This is a genomic window from Streptomyces sp. NPDC057638, assembly GCF_042800315.1.
GTDB lineage: Bacteria > Actinomycetota > Actinomycetes > Streptomycetales > Streptomycetaceae > Streptomyces.
This window is the reverse complement of sequence record NZ_JBHVHF010000601.1, coordinates 1-1436: the sequence shown is the minus strand read 5'-3', so window position 1 is coordinate 1436 and position 1436 is coordinate 1. Positions and strand designations below refer to the sequence as shown.

1 protein-coding gene is annotated in these 1436 nt (G+C 70.0%); it reads left to right on the top strand.

The window, feature by feature from the left end:
• Positions 1-88 precede the first annotated feature (88 nt).
• A complete protein-coding gene (locus tag ACFVIM_RS35105) occupies positions 89-1339 on the top strand; it encodes an Ig-like domain-containing protein (protein WP_384310430.1) in 1251 nt (416 codons plus the stop codon).
• The last annotated feature ends 97 nt before the right edge of the window (positions 1340-1436 follow it).

Below are 1436 nucleotides of genomic sequence, written 5' to 3'. Positions count from 1 at the left end.
CCCGCCTCACCCAGGCGGGGGAACCGGGCTCCGCCCGTTTGCAGGCGCTCAGCGCGCTCCCGGTGGCGGATCTTCTTAGCGTGGGCTTATGAACCAGACGCCGCGCTTGAGCACCGTCCTCCGCTGCACCTTGCTGGCACTGACCCTGGGGGCGGTCGTGACCGCGTGCGGCGACTCGGCTCCCGCCCCGCTCACCAGCAAGCCCTTCGACGCCGCCGGACAGGTCTCCTTCAACACTCCCCGGGGGGCCGTGAAGGTCAACCCGGACAAGCCCCTGGAGGTCACCGTCAAGGAGGGCGAGGGCCGCATCACCGACGTGGCGGTCATCGACGAGCAGGGCCACCACCTCGGCGGGGAACTCAACGCCGACGGAAGCCTCTGGCGCTCCGGCGGCTCCCTGTCGGCCGGTGCCCGCTACCGGGCCCGGGTCGCCACCGAGAACAAGGACGGCGCCCCCGGCCTGCGCACCCTCACCTTCGAGACCTCCCCGGCCAAACGCCTGCTGACGGTCGAGTTCGCCCCCGCCAACGGGGAGACCTACGGAGTGGGCCAGCCCATCATCGCCGAGCTGAGCCGTCCGGTCCCGGACAAGGCGGGCCGGGCGGCGGTGGAGCGCGGCCTCAAGGTCGACGTCAAACCGGGCGCCGAGGGCGCCTGGCACTGGCTCAACGACGATGTGCTGCACTACCGGCCCAAGGAGTACTGGCCCGTCCAGTCCAAGATCTCCGTCACCAGCAACCTCCAGGGCGTGAAGATCTCCAACCAGCTCTACGGCGGCCCGTCCGAGCCGCTCACCTTCAACGTCGGCGACCGGATGGAGGCCGTCACCGACGCCTCCTCGCACATCATGACGGTCTTCCGCAACGGCGAGGAGATCAACAACATCCCCATCACCACCGGCAAGCCCGGCTTCGCCACCCGCAACGGCATCAAGGTCGTCCTGGGCAAGGAGTACTTCGTCCGGATGCGCGGCTCCAGCGTCGGCATCGGCGGTTCCGAGGCGTACGACCTGCCGGTGTACTACGCCACCCGGGTCACCTGGAGCGGGGAGTACGTCCACGCCGCGCCCTGGTCGATCGGCTCGCACGGGTACGCCAACGTCAGTCATGGCTGCACCGGGATGTCGACCGGGAACGCGGCCTGGTTCTACGAGACCTTCCGCCAGGGCGACCTGGTCCACGTCGTCAACAGCATCGGGGACGAGATGGACCCGTTCGGCAACGGCTACGGCGACTGGAACCTCTCCTGGGAGGAGTGGCGCGAGGGCAGCGCCCTCACCCAGGGCGTCCGCGACGGCAGCCACATCACCGACTCCGCCCGGCTGCGGCCCCAGATCTAGGCCCTGTCCGGGCGATCTTGTCGGGCCCGCGACGACAGCTACGGCACCTCTCCCCCTGGGCCTTCGGCCCGGGGGGACCCCCAGCGTTGTCGGAATC

Coding starts and splice junctions, on each gene's coding strand:
- ACFVIM_RS35105 (WP_384310430.1), top strand. CDS start 89: ATGAACCAGACGCCGCGCTTGAGCACCGTCCTCCGCTGCACCTTGCTG.